Origin of the sequence: Microbacterium sp. 69-10, from assembly GCF_001897945.1 — a bacterium.
Lineage (GTDB): Bacteria > Actinomycetota > Actinomycetes > Actinomycetales > Microbacteriaceae > Microbacterium.
This window is the reverse complement of the sequence record NZ_MKRT01000024.1, coordinates 318802-324312: the sequence shown is the minus strand read 5'-3', so window position 1 is coordinate 324312 and position 5511 is coordinate 318802. Positions and strand designations below refer to the sequence as shown.

The window sequence follows — 5511 nt, the reverse complement described above, 5'->3', positions numbered from 1 at the left end:
GAAGCTGCCGATGGCGAGGGAGAGGAGCGCCCTCATCGCCGCACCCCTCGAGAGGTTCGAGGGAGTCACCTGTCCATGCTAGTGGCGGGCGAGTGCGGTGGAGACGGGATGACGAGCGGATGCCGCATCAGCGGCGCTCGTACCGCCAGGGCAGCGTGCCCATCAGGAGCCGATGCCGGGCATCCGGTCCCCCGGGCTCCTCCGCGTGCTCGGCGTCCCCCGCCCACAGCGCGAAGCGGCCGTCGACGCCGTCGCGCAGGTTCGTGGCGTAGAGCGCCGGTTCGCCGACGGCGGCGAGCGCGTCATCGACCGTCCGGTGCCCGAGCAGTCCGTTCAGAGTCACCCAGGTCGGCGGGAAGAGGGTCAGGGTGCTCGCCTCATGCTGCGCGAACACCTGCTTCGGGCTCAGCCAGACCGCCTCCTCGATCTCGCCGGGGTTCACGCGCACCTCGTCGCCGAGGTCGCGGGCGAGGAAGAACCAGGTGCGGAACTTCACGGGCTGCTCGGGCGGCGGCGTCCACCGGGAGAGCAGGGTGACATCGGCGATGAGGATCGCGGTCTCCTCCCGCGTCTCCCGCACGGCCGCGGCCCGGGCGGCATCCGCCTCGTCGTCCGCATCCGCCCAGTCGCCGGGGTCGACGCGTCCGCCGGGGAACACCCAGGCTCCGGCGAAGGAGCCCTTCGACGGGCGCCGCAGCATCAGCGTCTCCAGGCCCTCCGGTCCGTCGCGGAGCACGACGGCGGTGCCCGCGACGCGGATCTCCCCGTCGGCGCTCATCTCAGTCCTGGTCTGCGGCGTCGATCGCCGCCTCGAGCCGCTCGATCTTGGCATCCAGCTCCCCGCTGTAGCCCGGACGGATGTCGGCCTTCAGCACCAGTGACACGCGGGAGCCGAACGGCATCACCGCCTCAGTGGCGCGCTTGACGACGTCCATCACCGTGTCCCAGTCCGGACCCTCGATCTCGGTGAACATGCTCGTGGTGCGGTGCGCGAGACCGGACTCGCGAACGACGCGGACCGCGGCGGCGACGGCGTCATGGACGGAATCGCCGGAGCGGCCGTTTCCGGACGGGGCGACTGAGAAGGCGACGAGCATGGGTGTCCTCCGATTTCGGGATGGTTTCAGGTGGGTGTCGCGGATCCGCGCGGTACGCGCACGACGGCGCGCACTGCATGGACGAGCAGGACGACCAGCAGCAGGTTGCGAGCCGTGAGCAGCAGCACGGGCAGCGCTTCGGCGCGCAGCAGCTGGTCGTAGGTGAGCGGATAGATCGTGAAGGTGAGCGCGCACAGCGCCAGGACGAGCAGCGCCGCGGTGCGCGATCGGACGCGGTCGAAGACGATCCACAGGATGACCGGCGGGATCAGCCAGGTGTGGAACTGCGGGGAGCCGACCTTGTTGGTCACCATCAGCCCGGTCACCAGCGCCAGCGTCAGAGGCGGGAGGAGCCGCTGCCACGCCGCGCCGCCACATGCGCGGACGACGCCGACGATCAGGATTCCTGCGACGACGAGCACCATCAGCGGCGTCAGCAGCGCGGAGACCACGTCCGCCCCGGGCGCGGCGATCTGGAAGGTGAGAATCTCGTAGCTGTACTCGATGCGCGCGGCGCCGCCCAGGACCAGCCACAGGAAGGGCGTGGCCCCCACCGCCTCGATCTGAAGGCCGCGGCCGGTCTGCATGCCGAGGAATCCCAGCAGATTCCCGCCTGCGCCGAGCATCAGCAGCACGCCGATGATCACGATCGTGACGGATGCCGCACTCAGCAGCACCTGCCAGGACCGCCGGCCGGCAGCGATCGCGGCGACCACCACGGCGCCGGGCCAGATCTTCACCCAGGCGCCGATCGTGAGCAGAGCGGCGCCCACCCGCGGCCTCTGGGCGAGCCACAGCCCGCCTGCGATCACGACGGGCACGGTGACCGCGTCGATCCGGTACATGGCGATCGGGCCGAGCAGCAGCAGCGCGCCGATCCAGAACCAGGCGGCCATCCGTCGGCGCCGGTTGCCGCCGCGGCCGACGAGCGCCGCGAACCCGAGCAGGTCGCACAGCGTGACCAGCAGCGCCCACCCGATCAGGTAGCCGGCCTGCGGACCCAGGGCGCCGGTGAACGGCACCGCCAGCAGCTGCGCCAGCAGCATCGGCACCAGCGCCAGCTGCGGGTAGACCCAGCTCTCGGTGATCCCCACGACCGCGCCGCTGTCGAGCGCGGCGGACGACCACGGCTGATAGACCAGCACCACATCGCCCATCGGCTGCGCGGGCAGCACCCAGCCCAGCCAGGCGACGACCGCATGCGCGGCGAGGAACGCGCCCCACAGCAGTGCGGTGCGGCCGGACTTCCGCGTCATCCGCGGGCCGGCTCTCGGCCGCAGACGTGCACGCACGGCGCCGCGCTCACGCGATCAGCTCCGCGATCGCGAGGGGAAGGGCGTCCGCGACGTCGAGGGCGACGATCGGATGCCCGACGGCGCCGTCGCCCGATCCCGACGCGATCGCCGCTGCGCGCCCGTGCAGCCAGCTGGCCGCCGCCGCTGTCTCGGCGAGGGGCCTTCCGGAGTTGGCCGCGAGCAGGGCGCCGAGCACACCGCCCAGCACGTCGCCCGTGCCGGCCGTGGCGAGCCACCCCGGCCCGTTCGACACCAGGATGGGTTCCGCGTCCGGTGCCGCGATGATCGTGCGGGAGCCCTTGCGCAGCACGACGGATCCCAGCGTCTGCGCGGTCTCGACGACCTCGGCGATCCGCTGATCGTCGGATGCGGACCGCTCCCCGGAGGCGAGCCCGAGCTGCGCGCGCAGCCGGGCGAGCTCGCCCGCGTGCGGGGTCAGGACGCACGGTGCGGTCGCGCCGCGCGCGAGATCCAGGGCGCCCGCATCCACCACGACGGGTGCGGTCCCGGCGAGGATGCGGCGCAGCGCCTCGTGCTCGTCCGGGCTGCGATGAGCGGAGTCCGTGCCCGATCCGATCACCCAGGCGTCGACCCGGGTGCGTCCGAGATCGGAGCCCACCACGGTCTCGGGGCGACGCGCCAGCACGGCATCCGCAGCCTCACCTGCATACCGGACGTACCCCGAACCGGCGCGCCAGGCGGCCTCCACCCCGAGCACCGCGGCGCCGGGGTAGGCGGCTGATCCGGTGCGCAGCACGACCACGCCGCGGGAGTACTTGTCGTCGTCAGCCGCCGGAACGCGCAGGAAGCCGGTGGTGTCGGCCTGCGTCCACTCGCGCGTCATGAGACCACGGTATCGCGCGGACGCCGGGCGCCGCCCCGGATCGGGGACGGCCCTCACCCGTGTCATCAGCCGGTAGCGTCGTAGGGTGACCCTGCTCTTCTCGCCGCTCACCCTCCGCTCCCGCACCTTCCGAAACCGCCTGTGGGTGTCGCCCATGTGCATGTACAGCGCCGTGGAGGGCGTGCCGCAGTCATGGCACCGCACTCATCTCGCGCAGTTCGCATCAGGCGGCGCAGGGCTCATCGTCGCCGAGGCGACCGCCGTGACGCCCGAGGGCCGCATCTCCCCGCGGGACACCGGCCTGTGGACCGACGAGCAGCGCGACGTCTGGGCCGAGATCGTCTCCGACATCCACGCTCGCGGTGGGATGATCGGCATCCAGCTGGCCCACGCGGGTCGCAAGGCGTCCACCTGGTGGCCGTGGGCGGAGGAGCAGGGATCCGTCCCCGCGGATCAGGGCGGCTGGCAGACCGTCGCCCCCTCCGCCGTACCCTTCGAGGGCTTCGCGCCCACCGAGGCACTCGACGCCGCCGGCATCGACCGCATCGTCGCCGGGTTCGCCGACGCGACGCGTCGGGCGGTGGATGCCGGATTCGACGCGCTCGAGGTGCACGGCGCGCACGGCTACCTGCTGCACCAGTTCCTGTCGCCGCTGTCGAACGTCCGCTCCGACGAGTACGGAGGTTCGCTGCAGAACCGCGCCCGGCTGCTGCTGCGGATCGTGGAAACGGTCCGGGAGATCGCCGGCCCTGATCTGCCGGTGCTCGTGCGGCTCTCGGCGACCGACTACGCCGAAGGCGGCTTCGTCCCCGAGGAGGCGGCGGAGGTCGGCAGGTGGGCGATCGAGCACGGAGCGGACCTCGTCGACGTGTCCAGCGGCGGCACGATCGCGCACCCGAAGGTGCAGCTGCGCCCCGGCTACCAGGTGCCGTTCGCGGAGATCGTCCGCGCCGGCGGGCGGGTGCCCACCGGCGCGGTGGGGCTGATCACCTCCGCGGCTCAGGCCGAGGAGGTGCTCGCCTCCGGTGCAGCGGATGCGGTGTTCGCCGGCCGCGAGTGGCTGCGCGACCCGCACTTCGCGCTGCGCGCGGCGCATGAGCTGGGCGCCGAGGTCGACTGGCCGCCGCAGTACCTGCGCGCACGCTGGCGCTGAGCGCCACCTCCCCCGGAGGCGGCGCTCAGCGGCCGCGCGCTGCGCTCAGCGCGCTGTGCCGTGCTCAGCGGCCGTGGCCGCGACGCGTGGCATCCTGCACTTCGCCGACGAGTTCCTCGAGGATGTCCTCCAGGAACAGCACCGCGGTCGTCTCCCCTGAGGAGTCGCGCACCTTCGCGAGGTGACGTCCGCCCCGGCGCATCGCGGCGAGCGCATCCTCCAGGTCGGTGTCCTCCTGCACGGGCACCATGTGGTGGATCCGCTTGGCGGGCAGCGGCTCGTCGATGTGCGAGTCGGACTCCTCGGAGGCCCGCAGCACGTCCTTCAGGTGCACGTAGCCGATCGCCACGTCCTCGTCGTCGACGATCACGTAGCGCGAGAACCCGTAGCGGGCCACCGCCTTCTCCACATCGCCGGGCGTCGCGGTGTCCGGCAGGGTGATCAGCTCGGCCAGCGGCACGGCGACATCCCGCGCCTTCTTGTCGGTGAACTCGACCGCAGCGGCGACGGCGCCAGAGGTGTCCGTCAGCACGCCCTCGCGACGCGACCGGTCGACGATCGTCGCGACCTCCTCGATCGTGAACGTCGAGGCCGCCTCGTTCTTCGGCTCCACGCCGAACAGCCGCAGGAACAGGTTCGCCGAGCCGTTCAGCAGCGCGATCACGTGCCGGAAGACGCGGGAGACCCACACCAGCGGGGGCGCGAGGATCAGCACGGCGCGGTCGGGCACCGAGAACGCCAGGTTCTTCGGCACCATCTCGCCGAACACGACGTGCAGGAACGACACCAGGGCGAGCGTGATCACGAAGGCCAGCACCGAGATCAGCGCGGGATCCCAGCCCAACGCGTGCATCGGGATCTCCAGCAGATGATGGATCGCCGGCTCGGACACGTTCAGGATCAGCAGCGAGCAGATCGTGATGCCCAGCTGCGAGGTCGCCAGCATCAGCGTGGCGTGCTCCATGGCGTACAGCGCGGTCTTCGCCGCGCGCGAGCCCTGCTCCGCGAGCGGCTCGATCTGCGAGCGGCGCGCGGAGATGACGGCGAACTCGCCGCCGACGAAGAACGCGTTGGCGAGCAGCAGTACGATCAGCCACACCAGGCCTGCCCAGTCGCTCATCG

General features: G+C 72.0%; 6 protein-coding genes. 1 reads left to right on the top strand and 5 read right to left on the bottom strand.

Going from position 1 to position 5511, the window contains the following annotated elements; all coding sequences use genetic code 11:
- Positions 1-127: 127 nt before the first annotated feature.
- Genes BGN97_RS12610 through BGN97_RS12595 form a run of 4 tightly spaced genes read right to left on the bottom strand, consistent with a single transcriptional unit; the run spans position 128 to position 3236 of the window.
- The gene (locus BGN97_RS12610) at positions 128-778 is read right to left on the bottom strand and encodes an NUDIX hydrolase (RefSeq protein ID WP_292702048.1); all 651 of its coding nucleotides are present in this window, start codon (positions 776-778) and stop codon (positions 128-130) included.
- Between the two features lies 1 nt (position 779).
- Positions 780-1097, bottom strand: a complete 318-nt coding sequence (locus BGN97_RS12605) for a thiamine-binding protein (RefSeq protein WP_285633448.1) — start codon at positions 1095-1097, stop codon at positions 780-782.
- A gap of 26 nt (positions 1098-1123) precedes the next feature.
- The gene (locus BGN97_RS12600; RefSeq protein WP_292702044.1) at positions 1124-2353 is read right to left on the bottom strand and encodes a hypothetical protein; all 1230 of its coding nucleotides are present in this window, start codon (positions 2351-2353) and stop codon (positions 1124-1126) included.
- A 46-nt stretch (positions 2354-2399) separates the two neighbouring features.
- A complete protein-coding gene (locus BGN97_RS12595; protein WP_292702041.1) occupies positions 2400-3236 on the bottom strand; it encodes an ADP/ATP-dependent (S)-NAD(P)H-hydrate dehydratase in 837 nt (278 codons plus the stop codon).
- An 85-nt stretch (positions 3237-3321) separates the two neighbouring features.
- Between BGN97_RS12595 and BGN97_RS12590 the strand changes: the two genes are divergently transcribed.
- On the top strand, positions 3322-4389 hold the full coding sequence (locus BGN97_RS12590; RefSeq protein WP_292702038.1) for an NADH:flavin oxidoreductase/NADH oxidase: 1068 nt from the start codon (positions 3322-3324) through the stop codon (positions 4387-4389).
- 64 nt (positions 4390-4453) lie between these two features.
- Here BGN97_RS12590 and BGN97_RS12585 read toward each other — a convergent pair whose 3' ends face one another.
- On the bottom strand, positions 4454-5509 hold the full coding sequence (locus BGN97_RS12585; protein WP_292702035.1) for a hemolysin family protein: 1056 nt from the start codon (positions 5507-5509) through the stop codon (positions 4454-4456).
- Positions 5510-5511 lie beyond the last annotated feature (2 nt).

Bases quoted from the DNA above. Each gene is read 5' to 3' on its own strand.
- BGN97_RS12610 (WP_292702048.1), bottom strand. From the start codon at position 778: ATGAGCGCCGACGGGGAGATCCGCGTCGCGGGCACCGCCGTCGTGCTC.
- BGN97_RS12605 (WP_285633448.1), bottom strand. From the start codon at position 1,097: ATGCTCGTCGCCTTCTCAGTCGCCCCGTCCGGAAACGGCCGCTCCGGC.
- BGN97_RS12600 (WP_292702044.1), bottom strand. From the start codon at position 2,353: ATGACGCGGAAGTCCGGCCGCACCGCACTGCTGTGGGGCGCGTTCCTC.
- BGN97_RS12595 (WP_292702041.1), bottom strand. From the start codon at position 3,236: ATGACGCGCGAGTGGACGCAGGCCGACACCACCGGCTTCCTGCGCGTT.
- BGN97_RS12585 (WP_292702035.1), bottom strand. From the start codon at position 5,509: ATGAGCGACTGGGCAGGCCTGGTGTGGCTGATCGTACTGCTGCTCGCC.